Source organism: Leptolyngbya sp. FACHB-60 (assembly GCF_014695775.1).
In the GTDB taxonomy this organism is placed as follows: domain Bacteria; phylum Cyanobacteriota; class Cyanobacteriia; order Phormidesmidales; family Phormidesmidaceae; genus Nodosilinea.
This window is the reverse complement of the sequence record NZ_JACJOX010000070.1, coordinates 17,354-37,774: the sequence shown is the minus strand read 5'-3', so window position 1 is coordinate 37,774 and position 20,421 is coordinate 17,354. Positions and strand designations below refer to the sequence as shown.

General features: G+C 56.5%; 15 protein-coding genes. 9 read left to right on the top strand and 6 right to left on the bottom strand.

What is annotated here, in order from left to right:
* Nucleotides 1-471: 471 nt before the first annotated feature.
* Nucleotides 472-879, bottom strand: a complete 408-nt coding sequence (locus tag H6F57_RS25325) for a hypothetical protein (RefSeq protein WP_190631678.1) — start codon at nucleotides 877-879, stop codon at nucleotides 472-474.
* A 264-nt stretch (nucleotides 880-1,143) separates the two neighbouring features.
* On the opposite strand from H6F57_RS25325, the gene H6F57_RS25320 reads away from it, so the two are divergent.
* Nucleotides 1,144-3,321, top strand: coding sequence for a pentapeptide repeat-containing protein (locus tag H6F57_RS25320; RefSeq protein WP_190631680.1), 2,178 nt, complete (start codon nucleotides 1,144-1,146; stop codon nucleotides 3,319-3,321).
* A 71-nt stretch (nucleotides 3,322-3,392) separates the two neighbouring features.
* Nucleotides 3,393-3,746 (top strand): DUF565 domain-containing protein, encoded by a 354-nt coding sequence (locus H6F57_RS25315; RefSeq protein WP_190631682.1) that lies wholly within the window; start codon nucleotides 3,393-3,395, stop codon nucleotides 3,744-3,746.
* Here the strand turns inward: H6F57_RS25315 and H6F57_RS25310 are convergent.
* The 5 genes from H6F57_RS25310 to H6F57_RS25290 form a co-directional block, all read right to left on the bottom strand.
* On the bottom strand, nucleotides 3,743-4,393 hold the full coding sequence (locus H6F57_RS25310) for a bifunctional 4-hydroxy-2-oxoglutarate aldolase/2-dehydro-3-deoxy-phosphogluconate aldolase (RefSeq protein WP_190631684.1): 651 nt from the start codon (nucleotides 4,391-4,393) through the stop codon (nucleotides 3,743-3,745). The genes H6F57_RS25315 and H6F57_RS25310 overlap by 4 nt on opposite strands.
* Nucleotides 4,394-4,454: 61 nt before the next feature.
* Nucleotides 4,455-5,270, bottom strand: coding sequence for an ABC transporter permease (locus H6F57_RS25305; RefSeq protein ID WP_190631686.1), 816 nt, complete (start codon nucleotides 5,268-5,270; stop codon nucleotides 4,455-4,457).
* Between the two features lie 151 nt (nucleotides 5,271-5,421).
* Nucleotides 5,422-6,276, bottom strand: a complete 855-nt coding sequence (locus H6F57_RS25300) for an ABC transporter permease (protein WP_190631688.1) — start codon at nucleotides 6,274-6,276, stop codon at nucleotides 5,422-5,424.
* A gap of 115 nt (nucleotides 6,277-6,391) precedes the next feature.
* A complete protein-coding gene (locus tag H6F57_RS25295) occupies nucleotides 6,392-7,696 on the bottom strand; it encodes an extracellular solute-binding protein (RefSeq protein ID WP_190631690.1) in 1,305 nt (434 codons plus the stop codon).
* Between the two features lie 71 nt (nucleotides 7,697-7,767).
* Nucleotides 7,768-8,943 carry an ABC transporter ATP-binding protein gene (locus H6F57_RS25290; protein WP_190631692.1) on the bottom strand — a complete coding sequence of 392 codons (1,176 nt, stop codon included), beginning with the start codon at nucleotides 8,941-8,943 and terminating at the stop codon, nucleotides 7,768-7,770.
* A 465-nt stretch (nucleotides 8,944-9,408) separates the two neighbouring features.
* On the opposite strand from H6F57_RS25290, the gene ptsP reads away from it, so the two are divergent.
* The 7 genes from ptsP to H6F57_RS25255 all read left to right on the top strand — a co-directional run bounded on the left by ptsP (nucleotide 9,409) and on the right by H6F57_RS25255 (nucleotide 20,417).
* Entirely contained in the window at nucleotides 9,409-11,859 is a 2,451-nt protein-coding gene (gene ptsP, locus H6F57_RS25285) for a phosphoenolpyruvate--protein phosphotransferase (protein ID WP_190631694.1), read from the top strand.
* Nucleotides 11,856-12,797: a 1-phosphofructokinase gene (gene pfkB, locus H6F57_RS25280; protein WP_190631696.1), complete on the top strand. Its 942-nt coding sequence runs from the start codon at nucleotides 11,856-11,858 to the stop codon at nucleotides 12,795-12,797. The genes ptsP and pfkB overlap by 4 nt, the downstream gene beginning before the upstream one ends.
* A 193-nt stretch (nucleotides 12,798-12,990) precedes the next feature.
* On the top strand, nucleotides 12,991-14,820 hold the full coding sequence (locus tag H6F57_RS25275) for a PTS fructose-like transporter subunit IIB (protein WP_190631699.1): 1,830 nt from the start codon (nucleotides 12,991-12,993) through the stop codon (nucleotides 14,818-14,820).
* A 239-nt stretch (nucleotides 14,821-15,059) separates the two neighbouring features.
* A complete protein-coding gene (locus H6F57_RS25270; protein WP_190631701.1) occupies nucleotides 15,060-16,760 on the top strand; it encodes a SulP family inorganic anion transporter in 1,701 nt (566 codons plus the stop codon).
* 138 nt (nucleotides 16,761-16,898) lie between these two features.
* Nucleotides 16,899-18,317 (top strand): cation:proton antiporter, encoded by a 1,419-nt coding sequence (locus tag H6F57_RS25265; RefSeq protein WP_190631703.1) that lies wholly within the window; start codon nucleotides 16,899-16,901, stop codon nucleotides 18,315-18,317.
* 289 nt (nucleotides 18,318-18,606) lie between these two features.
* Nucleotides 18,607-18,942, top strand: coding sequence for a cation:proton antiporter subunit C (locus H6F57_RS25260; protein WP_190631704.1), 336 nt, complete (start codon nucleotides 18,607-18,609; stop codon nucleotides 18,940-18,942).
* A complete protein-coding gene (locus H6F57_RS25255) occupies nucleotides 18,939-20,417 on the top strand; it encodes a cation:proton antiporter (protein WP_190631706.1) in 1,479 nt (492 codons plus the stop codon). Before H6F57_RS25260 ends, H6F57_RS25255 begins: the two co-directional genes overlap by 4 nt.
* Nucleotides 20,418-20,421: the final 4 nt, after the last annotated feature.

The following is a 20,421-nucleotide window of genomic DNA, read 5'->3' as shown; positions in this document are numbered from 1 at the left end:
GGCGCTGTGGTCCCACTCTGACCCATCCCGAACTCAGTCGTGAAACGCAGCTGCGGCGAAGATAGTGAGGGGGTTGCCCCTTGTCAAAATAGCTCGATGCCAGGTCTCTACTTGAAAAGCCTCACTCCTTTACCAGAGTGAGGCTTTTTGTTTCGCTGCGGACGAGGTGCACTTGAGCTGATCTGAGGGGCTAAGTTGCCAGTAGCGGCTTTACGCTTTAGCGACAAGTCGATGGTGTTGCGACTGATGCCAAAGACGGCCCTGGCTTTGCTCTCTTCATTCCATCCAGTTCGATGACGTTAATGACCTTTTTTCGCAAATTGATGCTGGGGGGTTTAGGCATGGAACTTGAATCGTGATGTCTCTGTCTTTGGTTTATGCCCTAACCCGCATGGCTATAGCTGTTACACAAAATAATCGCCTGAGTTGATTCAGGCGATTCGGGCGATTATGGTGGCGTGGGTAACGAGATTAGTTTTCTCGGATGGTGAGGTTGTAGCTGGTGGGGGTAGTGCTACTGTTGCCAATGAAGAAGGAGTAGGTACCCTGATTTAGCAGTCCTGGTGCATTGATGGTACCGCCACCGCCGGTATGGCATTCGCTAAAACCGTTGCTGCCTTGGATGAGCAGGGTGAGGCCACTAGTGCCATTCACAGCAATATCAACGGCGGCGAAGTCTTGATTGACTTGCAAAATCTGGACTGCACCATCGTTAAGAACGCCACAGCTAGAGGGGCGGCTGGGATTGACGGAACCGCTGGTTTGTATGGGCTGGCTAAGGGGAGTTTGAGCAACGGGCTGGGCTGAGGCCACGCCTGTGCCCAAGGCCAAAGCAAGGGCGGCGGCGGGCAAAGTAAATGATCTGAGTAGAGTTTTCATCGCGTGTCCTCCTCAAATAGGAGCGTTTGTCTATGGCTCTATAGTATTCAGAGATACAGCTACGTGTGACAGTAAATGTGCCAGATTTCAAGGTGCCTAGTTTCCCTATGAATGGTTGAAATGTTGAGGGTTAAAATCCGCCGAAATGGGAGGCCTTCGCTATTATGAAGGGCAATTATGGTGAAGAACTAGGGTCAGCTCTCTGGGCGGCAATCGCTCGGTATTCCTTGGTAACTTCAGAACCTGGATTGTATCGAGCTTTCTATGGCACAGACATCTCATTCTCAACCGATTGCAGCTCAGGTATCTGCCGCTCGAGTGCAAGGGCGGTTATCGGTGGCCCACAGTTTATCGATGCGGCGATTGGTGGCTTGGAGTCTGGAGGTGGGGTTGGTGGTGGCGAGCGTAGCGCTTCCTTGGGGAGCAGGAGAGTTAGTTCGTCGACATTCTACTGCTGAGCTAGTACCTGTAAATTCAGCGATAACGGTGGCTCAAGAGGCGATTGCCCGTCCGTTGGGGCGATCGCGTCAGAGGATAGTGACGAAGGTGCCGCCTCTAACTAATGTGCTGTGGTTTGGCACCCTGGTGTTGCCAGGGGTCTTTGTGGGTAGTCAACTCTATGGCCTAGCAACTCGGGGTAAAACCTGGCCGAAGAGTTGGCTAGGAATACAAGTGGTGGCGAGCGAGCGACCGCTACCCAGTGCCCGAAAGGTTTTGGTCCGAGAGCTGGGTCGCTGGGGGTTACCCACAGTAGTGGCTTATGGAATTTGGCTGGGTGGTGGGGCATTTCCCAGTTTGCCGTGGTTAGGTGGGTTAGCTCTAGCCTGTGGATTGGGGTCAGGGGCTATAGGACAGACGAGTCGTTCGCGATGGACCTGGTATGACAATCTGGCGGGCACTCGAGTTGTGCTATTGCGGGGCGGGCAGATACTGAGTCGGTATCATGCTGTATCTGACAGTGAGAGCGACGACTCTGTTAGCGGAGATGCCTCAGCTGCGCTAACAGAGTCGTCGCTGGCGAGGTTGTCCACAGAAGAATACGGCGGTCTTAGGGCCATTGTGCTGTCTTCGACTGAGTCAGCGGCGGTGTTGGGGCCGTGGGGCTGGCGGCGACATTTGCCTGTGCTCAGTGCTCTGGCTGGGGTGGTTGTGTTGGGTGGTCTGGGAGCTGTGTGGCTAGATCGACGGTTGCCCCAGGCTAATCAAGGGGATGTGCTGTTTTTGGCTTTGGTAGAAAATCTTAGCCGTAATGCCGCTTCGTTTAGCGATCGCCAGGCGGCAGCTCTAGCACTAGCCAGCAGTCAGGATGTGCGCGCTATACCTCTATTAGTGGATATGTTGGCTCAGACCAATGACCCTGGCTTGCTCGATACCTTACAGCAGGGCCTAGTGACGCTGGGGCCACCGGCTATTCCTCACTTGCAGCGGCTCAATCTAGCTTTAGCCAATGATCTGCTGGCGCTTCCCCCAGAGCAACGACTGCTGCCGCAACTGCGACAGCGCACGGTGAAGCAAACCTTGACTAAAATTTTGGTGTTACACAGCAGCAGTCTTAACCAGGTTGACCTCAGCGGCACTAATTTGAGCTACATAATCGAAAGTCCTGACGCCTTTACTATGGTGCTAGAGCAGCAGCATTTGGCCGGGATTACCTGGCGCAACGCCGTGCTGTCAGGGGCGCGGATGCGCAAGGCCAAGCTTTTTGATGCGGGGGCAGATGGTCGCCAGGACACCTTTGATGATTGGACAACTGACTTTAGTGGCTCAGACCTAACAGAGGTTAGTCTGGTGGCGGCTCATCTGCGCCATACGGTGTTTCGTAATACCAGCCTACTGAGGGCCAACCTGAGTAATTCCCTAGCGGCCTATGCCGATTTTTCTGGGGCCAATGCGAGCAGCGCCTGGTTTATTGCTGCGGATGTCAGCCACGGCAAGTTTGACGGTACTAGTCTGGTGGGGGCAGATTTGACCGATGCCAACTTAACCCAAGCCAGCCTGGTGGATGCTCGCCTGCGGCAGGCTTATCTGGCGGGGGCAACGTTGACCTCGGCAGATCTAACTCGGGCAGATTTGACTGACGCTAATTTGAGCGAGGCGGATCTAACGGCGGCTAACCTACGCCAGGCTAACCTCACCAATGGTGAGCTGGAAGGAGCTAATCTGAGCCAGGCCAACCTGGAGGGAGCAAATTTGGCAGGGGCTAACCTCGAGGGATCGGTCTTGGCAAAGGCAAATCTGGCCGGGGTAAACCTGGCTGGGGCACGGTTTTTTACGCCAGAGCGATCGCAGGGAGATGCGTTTGTAACCACCATTGTGGCGCCAAAAACCACCGAACTGCTGGTGGGAGTAGACTTTTCTGAGGCGTTGAATCTGGAGGGCGAGCAGCTAGAGTATATCTGTGGTCAGGGGGGCATTCACCCTGCATGTCGGGCTGAGTTTTAGGACTTAGTAGAACGGCAAAATATTGCCCGCGAACGGTCTAGATATGGCAGAGGCATTTTAGGGGTTAACCCATGCAGCGCACCCGTTTAAGTACTTTGATTGACGACCTAGGCGATCAATTTAGCCTGTGGCTGATCAACCCCTGGCGGAGGGTATCGTTGGTATTGCTCAGCCTGCTGCTGGGCTATTTTTTTGCGGTGTCTTTGGCGGCGATCGCTGGTCAAGCCGCTACGCAAGATACTGTTGTCTCCGCGTTTTTGGTGCTGGGGGTAGAGCTAGCCAGCTGGCTGGTTTATAGTCGTCGCTGGCGCGATCCAGCCCTAGCAAAAACGTTGCCAAAACCGGTTTGGCTGGACTGCATCAACAGTTTTAAGATTGGGGCCGTTTACGCTCTGATTGTGGAGGCCTTTAAGCTGGGCAGTTAGCACGAAGGGTTTGTACTAGACAGGGTATCTACCAACTGGGCCGCCAGGGTTGTAATGGCGGCCCAGTTTTGCTCAGCTATGGCGATTTTGGGAAACAGGCTGGTGGAGAGGCCGACGGCGATCGCCCCTGCCTTCAGCATGTCCCCGGCATTCTCAACGGTTACCCCACCGGTGGGGATGAGGGGAATGTGATCTAGTGGCCCCTGTAAGCTACGGATATAGCTGGCTCCGCCCACGGCGTTAACCGGAAACACCTTAACGGCTGTTGCGCCGGCCTGCCAAGCGGTGACCACTTCGTGAGGCGTTAGTGCACCTGGCACAACAGGAATTTCCATGTCTTGGGCCAACTCAGTAATCGCCAGATCGGTGTGTGGGCAAAAGCAAAACTGTGCCCCAGCCCCAATGGCGTCTTTCAGATCGGCTTTAGATAAGACAGTGCCAACGCCGATGGTGCAGTGAGGCAATCGGTGCCTGAGCTTGCTGACTAGATCCCCAGGATGACAGCTATTCCAAGTAATCTCGATCAGGTGGATACCGCCGGCGGCGGCAGCTTCTGCCATGGCCAGCCCCCGATTGAGATCAGGGGCACGGATAACGGCGATCGCCCGGTGCTGCCGCAGCAGGGCCAAAAAAGTATCTCTTTCCATTGGCCCATCCTAAAGGTGACGGTAGAGGATGGGGCGGGGCTAGCACCTTTTGTAACGTAGCCTAAGCCTTACCCCGCTGACGTCTGACCACAGCGTTGTAGGCAAAAAAGGCAATCAAAATCAGCGATGCCGAGAAGATTGTCGTCAACGTTCCCAAGGCATAGAGGGCAGGCGACGTAACATTGGTGGTCATACCGAAGATTTCTAGTGGCAGAGTGTTGCTTTGGCCCGACACCAGGGACGTGCGGGTAAATTCGTCGTAGGACAGGGTAAAGGTGAGCAGCCCCACCCCCAGTAAGCTGGGGGCAATCAGCGGCATCACAATTTCCCAGAAGGTTTTAGAGTCGGTAGCTCCTAGGTCACGAGCGGCCTCCTCATAGGAAGGGTTAAAGCGGTTGAAGATACCCAGCATGATCAAAAAGGCAATGGGCAGAGTCCAGGTCAGGTGAGCCCCTAAGCCTGAGGTAAACCAGTTGGTGGGCCAGCCCATTACCTGAAACACAACTCCAATGCCTAGAGAAACCAGGATGCTCGGCACAATTAGACTGGCAATGGTCATGTAAAAGATTACCGTAGAGCCTTTAAATCGCTGGCGAAACCCCATACTGGCGAGAACCGATGCGGCGATCGTGATCGCCATGACGGCAGCGCCCAGGATGAGCGATCGCACAAACGGCTCAATAAAATTACCCACCCGCTGCTCTTGAAATACCTGCCCTAGCCAGTAAAAGCTAAAGCCCCGCATGGGGAAGGTCAACCCGCCATCCGGTCCCTGCATGGACAGCATAAAAATGGTGATCATCGGGCCGTAGAGAAACAGCACGAACAGGCAAAAGAACGCTAGTAGCAGGTAATAGGTCAGTGAGCGTTTTTGCATAGGTGATAGTTAGGGGGGAACTGTAGGGTTTCCTGAGGATGGCACTTAAGGAATGTAGAGGAAGCAGACTTCAACTGGGCGAGATTTGTTGATTTTTTTCCCTAGGGACACCTGGCGAATAACTGTGCTCAAGCAGCGAGATCACCTATTCTTACAGCTCTTTACGAATATCTAGCACCCGTAGAATCGAGATGATAATCAGCATCGTCACGACCAACAGCACGATCGCATTGGCCGCCGCTAAAGGATATTGCAAACTACCGATCTGAGTCTGAATCAGCTTGCCAACGGACGCGGACTGCCCCCCTCCCATCAGGCGAACGGTCACAAACTCGCCCATGACTAACGTGACAATGAAGATCGAACCGATCGCAATCCCCGGTGCCGACAGGGGCAAAATCACTTCCTTAAACACCTGCAGGCCAGAAGCGCCAAGGTCTTCAGCGGCGGTTACTAGGGAGCGCTCGATCCGCATCAGGCTATTAAAAATGGGCGCAATCATAAAAATGATGTAGAGGTGCACCATGCCCAGCACCACCGCAAAATCGGAGTAGAGTAAAAACTCCATCGGCTGCTGAATCAGGCCCACGCCCATAAACATTTGGTTGACCAATCCCTCTCGCCCAAGCAGCGGCACCCACGAGATCATCCGAATGATATTTGAGGTCCAAAACGGAATCGTGCAGACCAAGAACAGCAAAATTTGCCACTCTAGCTTAGGCACATGGAACGCCAAAAAATAGGCCACTGGGTAGCCAATTAAGAGCGTAGCCAGCCACACCATCCCTAGAAACTTAAACGTATTCAGATAAGTCTTAAACGTAACATCGGTCAAAGTACCCTGATAGTTAGCTAGGGTAAATGCCGGAGTCATCGAGTAGCCGTTGAACTCCCAAAAGCTCACCACCCCAATCATGAGAATGGGGAACACCAAAAACAGCAAAAATACCAATGTCTGCGGCGTGATCAACGCGTAGGGCTTGAGGGTTTTCCAGGTTTCAGACATGGGTAGGGTTAGAAAAGAATGGTGTAGGAGTTTTAAGTTCTGAATTTTGAGTTTTGAATTAAAGCCTTTCATCAAGAACTTAGAATTCAAAACTCAAAATTTTCAACTCATCTAATTACGATGCAATAAACTCGTTCCACTTCTGCACCAGGTAGGTGTTTTCCTCCATGGTCGAGTTCCAGCAGACGATGTTGCCAAAGCGCTCGTCAAAGGAGCCGCCATCGCGGCTGACACCAGACTTAGCCAAGGTTTTGCCAAAGGGGTCAACGATGTCTTCGACGGCGGGCTTGCCTTCGTACCAAAAATCCCACTCGGAGGTAGACATAAACTTGCGGGCGGTCTCGGGGGCGGCGCTGTAGTAGCCCTGACGACCCAGGAACGCACCCACCCAGCCGTCGAGCATCCAGTTGATGTACTCGTAGGCGGCATCGAGGTTAACCCCCTCCAGGTTTTTGGAGAGACCAATGCCGCCGCCCCAGCCCCGATAGCCTTCCTTGAGGGGAGCGTAGATGCACTCAGTGCCCTGAGATTGCACCGCTGTCACTGCTGGCGACCACATCGATTGCAGCACCACTTCCCCAGAACTCATCAGGTTGACTGACTCGTCAAAGGTTTTCCAAAAAGCGCGGAACTGGCCATTGGCTTTTTGCTCTTTGAGAATTTCGATGATTTGGTCGATTTCGGCCTTGGTCATGTTGCCTTTGTCCGCAAAGGTCATCAAACCGAGGGACTCGGCCACCATGGCCGCATCCATAATGCCGATTTGCGGAATGTCGAGGATGGAGGTCTTGCCCTTAAACTCTTCGTTGAACAGCTCGCCCCAGCTCTCAATTGTGCGACCGACTAGGTCAGGGCGATAGCCCAGGGTGTCGGCGTTGTACTGGAAGGGAATTAGGGTGGCGTAGTCAGTGGGGGTGGGGGAGAATTCTTTTGAGTCAGGCCCGGTGAGGTACTGAACTTTAAAGGGAGCAGTACCCTGGGATTTTTCGACCGGCAGGCCTTTGAATTCGCCGGTTCTAAAGAAGGAGACAATCTTGTCGTAGTTGGTGATGCGCTTAATGTCGATGGGCTGAAGATTACCTGAGGGCACCACTAGAGGCAGGCTGAAGTACTCACCATCAAAGATGTCGTATTGGCCGGGCTGGGTAATGGCGATCTGGTTGTTTTCTTCGGTGCTGAGGGCCCGCATGTCGAACTTAAAGCCCAGGTCTTCTTGGGCTTTGTCGCGGATGTCGTTGATTTGCGACACGCCCGTGCCAATCAGCCGCAGGGTGACATCTTTGCTTTGGTTGGTGTTGACCTGGGGGCCAGGAGCCGGGTTGTTGGGGGTGCCTGAGGGCGCAGCGCAGCGGGTGGCGGTCAGGAAAGCGCCAGCGGCGAGGCTGGTGCGAATCACTTGGCGGCGAGAAAACTTACCCATGGTTAGCAATTCAGTAATAACGAATGGTTGAGAAAGCGTGGGAGGAGAACGCTTGAGTGTCTAGCCCAAAATTAGTGGGGCAGAAAAACGCAGTCGGCGGCGGCCCAGTCGAGTACGACCACCTGCCCTTCTTCAAAGGTGGTGGTGAGCCAGTCGGGGGTACGGGCTTTATACAAAACTTCTACGCCGCTGCGCTCGAGCACTAGCGAAACGCGGGTGACATAGCCAGTAAACTCTACGGCGGTAATGCGAGCGGTGAGGCGGTTAGTAGCCGGACCGCAGGCTGACGTTTCGGCATCGGTGAGGGATTTGATCTGCATCAGGTCGGCGCGGATGCAGCAGGCGGCTTCAGTTCCCACCTGGGCGTAGTCGCCGAGGCACAGCAGGTTGCCCAGGGAGGGAATGTCGAGCTGAATGAGCTGGCCGTTTGTATCTTGCACGGCGCTGGTGACGGTGCCCGGGAAGATGTTGTTGTCGCCGGTAAAGCGGGCCACAAATTTTGACAGGGGCTTAGAGAAGATCTCGGCGGGGGTGCCGACCTGATCAACGCGGCCGTGATCCATCACCACAATTTGGTCGGAGAGGGAGTAGGCCTCATCTTGGTTGTGGGTGACTTGAATAAAGGTCATGCCGAACTGGCGCTGGAGCTTGCGCAACTCGCCCCGAGTCTTTACTCGCAGTGATTCGTCGAGGGCGCTGAGGGGTTCGTCGAGCATGAGCACCTGGGGCCGAGTGACGAGGGCGCGGGCCAGGGCAACCCGCTGCTGCTGACCGCCGCTGAGCTGGGCGGGTTTGCGATCGCTAAAACTGCTCAACCCCACCACCTCTAGCATTTCGCCGACGCGATGCTGCCGATCTGCTTTAGTCATGCCGCGCATTTTGAGGCCAAAATCAACGTTATCCCACACGGTTTTGTGCGGAAACAGCGCATAATTTTGAAACATCATGGCGGTATTGCGCTGGGTGGCGGGAATGCCGTTGATGCGCGTTTCGCCAATGTAGATATCGCCCTCAGAAATGTCTTCGTGGCCCGCGATCATGCGCATGGTGGTAGTTTTGCCACAGCCGCTGGGGCCGAGCAAACAGGTGTATGAACCGGCTGCAATATCAAGCGTGATGTTTTGAACCGCTGCAAACGAGCCATATTTCTTTGTCACATCCCGCAGGGAAACACCCTTGGCGTCTGCCTGAAGCTCCTTTGGCACCGCCTCAACGGTAAGCACAGGTTCGATCTGAATATCTTGCATAGTGGGCCGTGATTTAGAGCGGGATGGAGGAGAAAAACAGCTCAACAAAAGCCAACTTCACCTTATCGGTCAGTCAGACCACTTATAAAATTCTCTCTCAATGTGTACTGTATGCAGCGATACAAATTCACCAGGAGAGCGGCAGAACATGGGGGCTATGTTGAGCTGATGTCATATCCCCAAGGGAGGGTTTGTAGCCAAATTATAGGATCAATGGCGCTGAATTTTGCTGACCTAGCGGGCTGGCTCTTAGGCAATACAAATCTTTAAGCAGTGTCTAAGGAAATATGACAAAGCTCTCCCAGGTTGCCTCTGGTCTTGAACAATTAAGACATTAGAAAACGCTTTGCAGGTATTGATTCCTGGCCCAGAACGTCGAGATTTTGGGTGGGTTTTGTGCGTTTAAGTTTGCTTAATTAACCGCTTGAATTTCCTCATAGATAACCCCCATGGAGAGATGTCTGAATGATCAACCTAACGCCGGAGGATGTGCGGCTTAAGGCCACCGCCCACAGCAAAGAAGACGCGATTCGGCAGGCAGGAGAACTGCTGGTGGCCAGTGGTCGCATTCAGCCAGGCTACATCCACAGCATGCTGGCACGGGAGACCCAGGCCAACACCTACCTGGGCAATAGCATTGCCATTCCCCACGGGCAGCCTGCTCAGCGTGACCTGATTGTGACGACGGGCATTGCGGTGCTGCAAATTCCCGCTGGAGTGGAGTGGAACCCCGGCGAGGTGGTGCGGCTGGTGGTGGGTATTGCGGCGAAGTCGGATGAGCACTTGCAGATTCTTACCAACTTGACCCACGTGCTAGATGACCCGGCGGCGGTGCAGGCGCTAGTGGAGACGGAGGACGCCCAGGTAATTTGCGATCGCCTCACTGGCAAGCCATCCTCTAGCAGCAAAGGACTCGACACCGAGGGCTTCGACCAGTTTTTCGATGTCACTATCGACGCGCCAACGGGGCTGCATGCTCGCCCAGCCACCGTGTTTGCGGATTTGGCGAAATCCTTTAGTGCCGAGGTGCGGGTGCGTTACGGCGACCAGGTGGCCAACGGCAAAAGCCTGATGTCGCTGCTGAAGCTGGGCGTTGAGCGAGATGGCCTAGTGCGGGTGCTGGCTAGGGGCAGCGATGCCACCCAGGCGCTAGACGCTCTGCAACAGGCGGTCGAAGACGGGTTGGAGGAAGAGGAGGAAGTGGCGGCAAGCCCGGCGTTGAAGCTACCAGCGCTGGACCTAGAAAGTCGTGCTCTGTCAGGGGTGGCGGCGTCTCCTGGGCTGGTGATCGCGCCCCTGCACCGCTTCCACCGCACCAAGCTAGAGTTTACCGAAACCGCCAGCGACCCAACCGCAGAGCAGGATCGACTGAGGAATGCGATTGCCCTCGCCGATATTGATTTAACTGATCTCTACACCACCATTAAAGAACGCTCTGGCAAAGCTAAGGCCGCGATCTTTCAGGCCCACCGCGAATTCTTAGCCGATCCCGAGCTGCAGCAGGAGGCGCTGAACCGAATTCCGCCTAAACACAGTGCGCCCTGGGCCTGGCAGCAGGTAATCGAGGCCAAAGCGAAGGAATTAGAAGCGCTAGCCGATCCGGTGCTGTCGGGCCGAGCGGCGGATGTGCGCGATGTGGGCCAGCGGGTGCTGGGGCGGCTGGTAGGCCAGGGTGACGCGGGAGCAGGCTTGCCCGATCATCCCGTGATTCTGATTGCTGACGATCTGGCTCCCTCAGATACGGCGGGGCTAGATCCAGCCAAAATTCACGGGTTCTGTACGTCGGCGGGTGGGGCGACTTCGCACACAGCAATTATTGCGCGATCGCTCAACATTCCCGCTATTGCTGGTGCTGGGATAGGGATTCTAGATCTGCCAGAGGGGGCAACGGCCATTCTCGACGGCGATCAGGGTCAGCTCTACCCAAACCCGACTGAGGCGGATCTGGCGAAGGCAAGGCAGGCGATGGGCGATCGCGCTCAGCTCCGTGATGTCGAACAGCAAACTCGCTTCCAGCCCGCCATCACTACCGATGGCCACCGAATTGAAGTGGTTGCTAACATCGGTGCCCCAGCAGAAGCTGCCCCAGCGGTCAATGCTGGGGCGGAAGGAGTCGGCCTGCTGCGCACAGAATTCCTTTTCCTGAACCGTAGCTCTGCCCCTACCGAAGACGAGCAGTACGACGCGCTCCGCCAGATGACCAAGGCTCTCAACGGCCTGCCGCTGATCGTGCGCACGCTAGATATTGGCGGCGACAAGCATGTGCCCTACCTGAACCAGCCCGCCGAAGAAAATCCCTTCCTGGGCATTCGCGGCGTGCGCCTCTGTCTGGAGCGCACCGAGCTGTTCGAGACTCAGCTGCGGGCAATTCTGCGGGCGGCTCGCGGCGGCTACATCCGCATCATGTTTCCTATGATTGCCACGCTGGAGGATATTCGCGCCGCCAAGACGGTGCTGGAATCGGTGCGGGCAGCGATCAATGGGCCGCCGGTGGAAATCGGCATGATGGTCGAGGTACCCAGCGCCGTGCTGATGGCGGCGGAGTTTGCCCAAGAAGTTGACTTCTTCTCGGTGGGCACCAATGACCTGACCCAATACCTCTTGGCGATGGATCGGGGCCACCCCACCCTGGCCAAGCAGGCCGATGCCCTGCACCCTGCCGTGCTGCGGGCGATCTATCAAACGGTGCAGGGGGCCAAGCTGACCGGTAAGTGGGTCGGTGTCTGTGGCGGCCTGGCTGGAGAACCCCAGGGCGCGATGATTCTCGCCGGACTGGGGGTGAAAGAGCTGAGCATGGATATCCCCAGCATCCCCAAGGTGAAGGCCCGGCTGCGGGCAGCGTCGATGAAGCAGATGAAGCGTCTGGCTCAAAGGGCGATCGCCTGTCGCACCGCAGAGGAGGTGAGGGCACTATGACCCACCGCATTGCTACGGTGACGCTCAACCCGGCGATCGACCAGACCGTCTCGATCCCCAACTTTCAGACCGATGCGGTGAACCGGGTCGATTGGAAGCAGGATGACGCCGGTGGCAAAGGCGTGAACGTGGCTTCCTTCTTAGCAGAGGCAGGCCACAAGGTCAGCGTTACGGGCTTCTTAGGTCAGAAAAATGATGCTCTATTTAAGACACTTTTTCACCAGAAGGGCATCGATGACCACTTCCTCTATTTACCTGGTGAGACCCGCGTCAATATCAAAATTGTGGACAATGCCCAGGGGCAAGTCACCGACATCAACTACCCTGGCCAGTCGCCCACCCATCAAGATGTCGATCGCTTGAGAAATGTGGTGCAGGCCCTGACCGAGAGCTGCGACTGGTTTGTCTTCTCGGGCAGCGTGCCAGCGGGGCTATCTACCGACATCTATGACGAGCTAATCGGCCCCCTCAAGGCCCAGGGCAAAACCGTGATTCTTGACACCAGCGGCGACGCGCTGCGCTTTGGCCTGCCCGCCAAGCCCGATCTAATTAAGCCTAACCAAGCTGAGCTAGAGGAGGTGCTGAACACCCGCCTCTCCAGCCATGCCGAGATCATCGCCGCCGCTCGCGAGCTGATTGGCTCTGGCATTCCCTACGTGGTGGTGTCGATGGGAGGTGAGGGGGCGTTGTTTATCGATCGCACCCAGGCATTCCACGCTCAGCCCCCGACGGTTGAGATCAAAAGCACCGTCGGCGCGGGGGATGCCATGGTGGCGGGCACGGTGGCGGGATTGCTGGGGGGTGAATCACTGCGAGAATGCGCAACTCTGGCCACGGCCTTTTCGATGGGGGCGCTGAGCCAGATTGGTCCGCGACTGCCGCCGATGGAACAGATTCAGGCCATGCGGCAGCTCGTGACCGTGCGGGAGGTGAAGTGATCCCCAGGTAGGGTGGGCATTGCCCACCATTCACCTCGCAAAAGACAATGCTCACCATTTACCCAGAAGCAGCACAGTCCCACCCACGTGAATTAGGAACTCTTGCCACAGCTAAAAGGTGGGCATTGCCCACCCTACGCCCCTTAACAGAAAAAGCTTTTGAATCAGGTATTCACAGACCAGTAGGAAACCTATGACAAAAATTGTTGCCGTTACTGCTAGCACCGCTGGCGAGGCCCATACCCAAATGGCGGCAGAGGCCCTCAAGCGCACGGCCCAGGCGATGGGCCACGAGATTGTGACCGAGGCCCAGGGTGGTGTCGTCACGGCCCTCAGCCCCAACGACATTCAGCAAGCCGATGTGGTGATTGTGGGGGCCGATGGGGTGGTGGAGCGCGATCGCTTCCACAACAAACCCGTCTACGCCGTTTCCACCAGCGAGGCCATTCGCAACACCGAAATGGTGGTTCAGAGCGCTGTGGCCTTGGTGGGGCAAGTTCCTAGCCTGGGGGCGATCAGAACCACGCCCCACCCCCACGACCCACTGCCAGGGGAGCTACCCACAGTTGAGAGGGGTGTTGAGACGGGAGCCGTAGCCACCCCAGTAGCCGCCCCGGCCAGCAAATTCTTCGTGGGCATTACCTCCTGCCCCACGGGCATCGCCCACACCTTTATGGCTGCCGAAGCTCTGAAGCAGGGAGCCCTCAAGCTGGGTCACGACATCAAGGTCGAAACCCAGGGTTCCGTTGGGTCGCAAAATGCCCTCACCGATGACGAAATTGCCCGCGCTGAGGCGGTGATTATTGCTGCTGATACCCACGTCGATCTGTCGCGCTTTGGCGGTAAGCGTCTGTACGAAACCTCGACTAAAGCGGCGATTCACAATGGGGCAGACGTCGTGACTGCGGCGATGGCTGCGCCCGTCGTTGGCGGTGGCAGTGGCGGCTCGGGCAGCTACGTTGATGAGGTAAACCGGGCCAAAGCCGATCGCTCCGAAAGCCGCTCGGGTCCCTATAAGCACCTGCTAACCGGGGTGAGCTACATGCTGCCAGTGATTGTGGCTGGCGGCTTAACCATCGCCCTATCCTTTGTGTTTGGCATTAACCCTGAAGAGGGCACCTTTGGCGACGCGCTGATGCAGATTGGCGGCGGCGCAGCCTTCTCGCTGATTGTGCCGGTGCTGTCGGGCTTTATTGCCTTTTCCATTGCCGATCGCCCCGGTATTGCCCCTGGCCTAATCGGCGGTATGCTGGCCGCCAACCTGGGCATGGGTTTTCTCGGCGGCATTCTCTCGGGCTTTCTCGCCGGTTATGTCGCCAAGTTTGTGCGCGACAAGGTGAATCTGCCCGCTAACTTTGAAGGGCTGAAGCCGGTACTGGTCATACCGCTACTCGCCACGCTAGTGGTGGGGCTGCTGCTGGTCTACGTCTTTGGTGGCCCGGTGCGGTTCATTATGGAGGGTATGACCGCTTACCTAGAAGGGCTAACTGGCACCAACGCCTTGCTGCTGGGCCTGATTCTCGGCGCGATGATGGCCGTAGATATGGGCGGCCCGGTAAACAAAGCCGCCTACACCTTTGCGGTGGGCCTACTAGCTAGCAACCTGTACGCGCCGATGGCAGCGGTGATGGCTGCCGGGATGACCCCACCTCTAGGCTTGGCTCTGGCCACCTTTGTCTCTAAAAAGCACTTCAACCAGGCGGAGCAGGAGGCTGGAAAAGTGGCCTCGGTGCTGGGCATCTCCTTTATTACTGAAGGAGCGATTCCCTTTGCGGCCAACGATCCGCTGCGGATTTTGCCTGCCTGCATTGCGGGGTCGGCGGTGACCGGGGCACTGTCAATGGTCTTTGGCTGCACCCTGCGGGCCCCCCACGGCGGCATTTTTGTGCTGGCGATACCCAACGCAGTGGAGCATGTGGGGCTATATATTGTGGCGATCGCTGCTGGCACCCTGGTCACCGCTCTAGTCGCCGTGCAGCTCAAGCACTTTTTCCCGCGCAAAAAGGTTGCTGCCGCAGTCTAGTCTTCTCAAATTCTCAATACACCGCTAGAGCCAGGGAGTAGATGAGGTATCCATCTGTTCTCTGGCTCTGGCTATAGCTGACGAGGCTCTAACCCCGCCTTGTCAGTGCTATTAGAAAAACCTATTGCTCATCCAATGGGATTTTTGAGGCAGAAATGATAAAGTTCTTCCATAGAGTTTTATCGATGCCAGATTTCTAACCATTTATCTCACTCAATAAAGGAAATTAAGTGCTGGCGATGGGCATCACGAATCGGATCAACTTCCGCCATACGCGCGGAGACATATTTGGGGGCGTTACTGCTGCGGTAATTGCCCTGCCAATGGCCCTGGCCTTTGGGGTGGCTTCGGGGGCCGGAGCGGCCTCGGGCCTCTACGGAGCGGTCATTGTTGGTTTTTTTGCGGCGCTGTTTGGGGGCACGCCGACGCTGATTTCAGAACCTACGGGGCCAATGACGGTGGTATTTACCGCCGTTATTGCTCAACTGGTTGCCTCAGACCCTGAAAACGGCATGGCCATGGCCTTTACCGTGGTCATGCTGGCGGGTCTGTTCCAGATTATTTTCGGATTTCTCAAGCTGGGTCGCTACGTTACGCTGATGCCCTACCCGGTGATTTCGGGCTTTATGTCGGGCATTGGGGTAATTCTGATTATTTTGCAGCTGGGCCCCTTTTTGGGCCATGCCAGCCCCAAAGGCGGCGTGGTAGGTACCCTGACCAGCCTGCCCAATATGATTGGTACCCTAGATCCGGCGGAGGTCGCCCTGGGAGTGTTTGCCCTGGCGGTGCTGTTTCTCATGCCTAAGCGGTTTAATCGCTGGGTGCCGCCCCAGCTGCTGGTGCTGGTAGCCGGTACCCTGCTGGCCCTGACAGTGTTTTCCGGGGCTGAACTGCGGCTGATTGGCGAGATTCCCACCGGGTTGCCGTCCTTGCAGTTGCCCAGTTTCACTGCCGATCAGGTGCGGGTCATGCTAGTCGATGGTCTGGTGCTAGGGATGCTGGGCTGTATTGACGCCCTGCTGACGGCGATGATTGCCGATAGCATTACCCGCACCCAGAGTGATGCCGACAAAGAACTGATTGGCCAGGGTATCGGCAACATGATGTCGGGTCTGTTTGGCGGTATGCCGGGGGCTGGGGCCACCATGGGCACCGTGGTTAACATTCAGGCCGGGGGCAAAACTGCCCTGTCGGGCCTAGTGCGGGCGGGCATTTTGCTAGTGGTGGTGCTGTGGGCGGCACCGCTGACCAGAACTATTCCCCTGGCGGTGCTGGCCGGTATTGCGGTCAAGGTCGGTTTCGATATTTTGGACTGGAGCTTTTTAAAGCGCGCCCACAAGGTGTCTTGGAAGGGCTCCGCCATCATGTACGGCGTGATGTTTCTGACGGTGTTTGTGGATTTGATTGTGGCGGTGGGCGTCGGCGTGTTTATCGCCAACATTCTCACTATCGATCGCCTCAGCAAGCTCCAGGCTAACCAGGTGCGCACCATTACCGACTTTGACGACGATGTAGCCATGAGCCCTGAAGACAAGGCGCTGATGGATCAGGCCAACGGCCGAGTGCTCGTGTTCCACCTCAATGGCCCCATGATCTTTGGGGTGGCGCGGGCAATTTCTCAAGAGCAAACCGCCATGGTGGCCCACGATGTACTGATTGTGGACCTGCAGGATGTGCCTCACCTAGGGGTGACGGCAGCTCTGGCCCTGGAAAATGCCATTCAAGATGCCAGCGAAGCCGGACGGCAGGTGTTTGTGGTCGGGGGCCAGAACAAAACCCTGGCCCGGCTCGAAAAACTGGGTGTGCTGCGGTTTGTGCCCCCTGATCACCTGATGGAAACTCGTACCGAAGCGCTGAAGGCCGCTCTGCGCCTGCTGGCTGCCCACGATGACCTGGAGCCGCCTCGGATCGCTGCTGAGCCGGGAGCTACGGCGATCTAAGGCGGCAGGGTTGGGCGGGGGCGATCGCTCCACCTGACCACTGCCCAATAGCACTGATCTAATGCTGGTAGGCACTGCCTACTCACACCCGGTTAAATCTGTCGTAATCGTCTGTGTCAAAAAGTTTAGAAGGTATCTATGCTGTTGTCTCATTCTGTTTCTGCGTCCTGGCTACCCTGGCTGGGATCTCCATGGATGGTGCCGCTGGTGGCGGAGACCCCTGAGGCCGATACTGGCTCAATGGTGCTGGCTGGGGTGCTGCTCAGTCTGGTGGTCATTTATGTGGCCAGCAAGCTGGGGGGCGAAATTTCTAAGCTGTTAGACTTACCGCCGGTGCTGGGAGAACTGGTGGCTGGTGTGGTGGTTGGTACATCGGCCTTACATCTGATTGTGTTTCCAGAAAGTGGGGCGATCGCAGCGGATTCCCAGCTGATGGGGATTTTGCAGTGGCTGGGCGGGCTCACCCCCGAGGCCGTGGCGGAGGTGTTTCGCAGCCAGAGTGAGGTGGTCTCGGTGCTGGCCGAGCTGGGGGTGATTATTCTGCTGTTTGAGATTGGCTTGGAGTCTGACCTGCGGGAACTGCAAAAGGTAGGCTACCAGGCGGCGATCGTGGCAGTGGTCGGGGTAGCTGCTCCGTTTGGCCTGGGCACGGCGGGGTTAATGCTGCTGTTCCACGTGCCGACGATTCCGGCAATTTTTGCCGGGGCGGCGCTGACGGCGACCAGCATTGGCATTACCTCGAAGGTGCTGTCGGAGATTGGTCAGCTGAAGTCGGCTGAGGGGCAAATCATTGTTGGCGCGGCGGTGATTGACGATGTGCTGGGCATCATCGTGCTAGCGGTAGTGGCCAGTCTGGCCAAAACCGGCGAGGTGGATGTGATGAATGTGGTGTATCTGATCATCAGCGCCACGGGGTTTTTGCTGGGGGCGATTTTCCTAGGCAAGTTTTTTAATAGCTCGTTTGTGGCGATCGCAGACAAGCTGCAAACCCGCGGCAACCTGGTGATTCCGGCGATTACCTTCGCGTTTTTGATGGCCTTTTTCGCCAACGTGATTCACCTAGAAGCTATTCTTGGGGCCTTTGCGGCAGGTCTGGTGCTCGATGAGACCGACAAGCGCAAGGAGCTCGATCGCCAGATCATGCCCATTGCCGATATTTTGGTGCCAATCTTCTTTGTGACGGTGGGAGCTAAGGCCGATCTGGGGGTGTTGAACCCGGCGGTGGCGGCTAACCGAGAAGGGTTGGTGATTGCGGTGTTTTTGCTGGCGGTAGCGATCGTGGGCAAGGTGGTGACGGGCTGGACAACGTTTGGTCAGCCGCTGAACCGTCTGGCGATCGGTATTGGTATGGTGCCTCGGGGTGAGGTAGGGCTAGTGTTTGCGGGCATTGGCTCGGCCAGTGGGGTGCTGACTAAGCCTTTGGAGGCGGCAATTATCATCATGGTGATTGCAACGACGTTTTTGGCTCCGCCGTTTTTGCGGGTTGCGTTTAAGGGCAGTGAGGTGGCTGCGATCGCGGAGGTGGCTGTGCCTGAACCGGCTGATGTGGCTTCTTAGTGTTCATCCCGTAGTTTTTGCCTAGGGGTTTTGCGGCGCACAGTTGGGGGTTAAAAGCCAGATTTGCTGCTGGGGCCATTTCGCTGGCCCCAGACCCCCGGCTCCGCACGTCCTTCGGCCTACGACCAAGACGTTCCGTCGTCCTGGACCTCACGGAAAGGACTGATCGATCATCGGTTTAAACTTCTGCTTTGCGAATGGGCCTTTTGGCCGCTGCGATCGGCCTCATAGCACTTTTCACTTCCTCATCTCCCCATCTTCCTCACTTTTCTCCTCCTTTCTTGAACCCATGCTCTACGCCTGTGTTTACGCCACCATTCTTTTAGGTTTCTTTGGCATTTTGCTGAAAGAAAATTTGGTGATGAAGATCATCGCGATGGATGTGATGAGCACCGGAGTGATTGCGCTGTTTGTGCTGGTTGCCGCCCATGATGGCACCTATACGCCAATTCTCAACGGTACGCCCCCGACAGCCTACGCTGACCCGGTGCCCCAAGCGGTAATTTTGACGGCGATCGTGATTGGCTTTTCGATTCAGGCACTGATGCTGGTGGCGGTGATGAAGCTGGCCCGCGATAACCCTACTCTGGAGACCCGCGCTATTGAGGAGGAGTACCGGCCATGATGCTGTGGACTGTGCTATGGATCGCGCTGCCGTTTTTGGTGGCGTTTAGCCTGTACCTGCTGCCCCAGGGCGATCGCCGGTCGAGGGCAATCTTTGACGGTCGAGTTTTGGCGCTGGGGGTGATGCTGCCATCGCTGGCCTATGCCATCACGCTGTTTTTCCAGCCAGACCCTCTGGCCCTGACCCTGCTGAACAGCTTTGGCGTTTCGCTGTTGGTAGACAACTTGAGCGCCTTTTTCATTCTCACCAACGCCTTGGTGATGGTAGCGGTCATTCTCTACTGCTGGGGTACTGATAAGGCCAGGTTTTTCTATACCCAGGTGATCATTCTCCACGGCAGCATCAACGCGGTATTCATCTGTGCCGATTTGATCAGCCTTTATGTAGCCCTGGAGGTAATTGGGATTGCGGCGTTTTTGCTGATTGCTCATCCGCGCAGCGATCGCAGTCTGTGGGTAGCCCTGCGCTATCTGTTTGTCAGCAATACGGCCATGCTGTTTTACCTGGTAGGGGCTGTACTGGTCTACCAAACCCACCAGTCTTTTGCTTTTACCGGGTTGCAGGGTGCCCCTGCGGAAGCTCAGGCGCTGATTTTTTTGGGCCTATTGGTCAAAGGAGGCATTTTTGTCTCGGGGCTGTGGCTACCGTTGACCCATTCGGAGGCCGAGAGCCCGGTTTCGGCCATGCTTTCGGGGGTGGTGGTAAAGGCTGGGGTGTTTCCCCTGGTGCGCTTTGCCCTGATGGTCGAAACTCTAGATCCGGTGGTGCGACTGTTTGGCGTGGCGGCGGCGGTGCTGGGGGTGCTCTACGCCCTAATCGAAACCGATACCAAGCGGGTTTTGGCCTGTAGCACCCTGTCGCAGGTGGGCTGGATATTGGCGATTCCTGAGGCAGCGGGGTTCTATGCTTTGGCCCACGGGCTGGGTAAGGCGGCGCTATTTCTAGTGGTGGGCAAGCTGCCTAGCCGCAGCCTGCCGGTGCTGAGGCAACAGCCCATCGACACTGCCTACTGGGTGCCGCTGGTGTTTGGCAGTCTGTCTATCTCGGGATTTCCATTTTTTGCGGGGTTTAGCGCCAAAATGCTCACGCTCAAGCAGGGACTGCCCTGGCAGGTGGCCGTGCTCAATTGTGCCGCCGTTGGCACGGCTATTCTCTACGCCAAATTTGTCTTTTTGCCCCATCGCCCCATCCCCAAGACCGACCGTTGGGCGGCCCAGCCGGGTCTATGGATGGCGCTGACGCTGCTGTTGGGAGGTCTATTGCTGGCCAACCTTGGCTATCTCGACGCCTATGCCCCTGGCAATGTGGGCAAGGCTCTGACCATTATTGCGCTGGGTGGTCTGATTCACTGGCTGGTGATTCAGCGGGTGAACCTGACGCTTCCTCAAGTTATGGAACGGTTTGACAACCTGGTGGGGAACATGAGTTTGGTGCTGGTGGTGTTGTTTTGGATTGCGCAGTCATGGGTGGTATGAGGTC

Bases quoted from the DNA above. Each gene is read 5' to 3' on its own strand.
- H6F57_RS25265 (WP_190631703.1), top strand. From the start codon at position 16,899: ATGCTGTTGTCTCATTCTGTTTCTGCGTCCTGGCTACCCTGGCTGGGA.
- H6F57_RS25315 (WP_190631682.1), top strand. From the start codon at position 3,393: ATGCAGCGCACCCGTTTAAGTACTTTGATTGACGACCTAGGCGATCAA.
- H6F57_RS25290 (WP_190631692.1), bottom strand. From the start codon at position 8,943: ATGCAAGATATTCAGATCGAACCTGTGCTTACCGTTGAGGCGGTGCCA.
- H6F57_RS25295 (WP_190631690.1), bottom strand. From the start codon at position 7,696: ATGGGTAAGTTTTCTCGCCGCCAAGTGATTCGCACCAGCCTCGCCGCT.
- H6F57_RS25310 (WP_190631684.1), bottom strand. From the start codon at position 4,393: ATGGAAAGAGATACTTTTTTGGCCCTGCTGCGGCAGCACCGGGCGATC.
- H6F57_RS25255 (WP_190631706.1), top strand. From the start codon at position 18,939: ATGATGCTGTGGACTGTGCTATGGATCGCGCTGCCGTTTTTGGTGGCG.
- H6F57_RS25275 (WP_190631699.1), top strand. From the start codon at position 12,991: ATGACAAAAATTGTTGCCGTTACTGCTAGCACCGCTGGCGAGGCCCAT.
- ptsP (WP_190631694.1), top strand. From the start codon at position 9,409: ATGATCAACCTAACGCCGGAGGATGTGCGGCTTAAGGCCACCGCCCAC.
- H6F57_RS25325 (WP_190631678.1), bottom strand. From the start codon at position 879: ATGAAAACTCTACTCAGATCATTTACTTTGCCCGCCGCCGCCCTTGCT.
- pfkB (WP_190631696.1), top strand. From the start codon at position 11,856: ATGACCCACCGCATTGCTACGGTGACGCTCAACCCGGCGATCGACCAG.
- H6F57_RS25260 (WP_190631704.1), top strand. From the start codon at position 18,607: ATGCTCTACGCCTGTGTTTACGCCACCATTCTTTTAGGTTTCTTTGGC.
- H6F57_RS25300 (WP_190631688.1), bottom strand. From the start codon at position 6,276: ATGTCTGAAACCTGGAAAACCCTCAAGCCCTACGCGTTGATCACGCCG.
- H6F57_RS25320 (WP_190631680.1), top strand. From the start codon at position 1,144: ATGGCACAGACATCTCATTCTCAACCGATTGCAGCTCAGGTATCTGCC.
- H6F57_RS25270 (WP_190631701.1), top strand. From the start codon at position 15,060: ATGGGCATCACGAATCGGATCAACTTCCGCCATACGCGCGGAGACATA.
- H6F57_RS25305 (WP_190631686.1), bottom strand. From the start codon at position 5,270: ATGCAAAAACGCTCACTGACCTATTACCTGCTACTAGCGTTCTTTTGC.